We start from the raw sequence: 307 nt of genomic DNA, 5'->3' as shown, positions 1-307 counted from the left end.
GTGCTGGACACCTTCTCCGGCAGGCCGAGCACCAGCAGGGACGGGCTCGCCGCCGAGGACGAACCACCGGCCGCGCACTGCCAGCCGGTCGGGATGAACAGCGAACAGCCGTTTGTCCAGGCGCTGTTGTAGAGGGCGGGCACCGCCGTGTCCGCCGCGCCGGTGGTGTCCGTGATCGCCGCGTCGAGGCGGTCGAACCCGGCGGTCGGCAGCACCGCGCACACCGCGCTGTGCGACTCGTCGAGCGCGCCGGTGAGCGGGCCGAAGCCGTAGGCCACCGAGGGGATCCTGGTGCACTCGGGAGCGG

General features: G+C 73.3%; 1 protein-coding gene. It reads right to left on the bottom strand.

The features are described from left to right. A partial coding sequence (locus ACFWI9_RS34895; RefSeq protein ID WP_387169457.1) for a hypothetical protein occupies nt 1–278 on the bottom strand: 278 nt, incomplete at its 3' end. Nucleotides 279–307: the final 29 nt, after the last annotated feature.

This window comes from Streptomyces sp. NPDC127084 (genome assembly GCF_042724175.1).
In the GTDB taxonomy this organism is placed as follows: domain Bacteria; phylum Actinomycetota; class Actinomycetes; order Streptomycetales; family Streptomycetaceae; genus Streptomyces.
The sequence above is the reverse complement of the archived record's forward strand: the minus strand, read 5'-3'. Positions and strand labels throughout refer to the sequence as shown.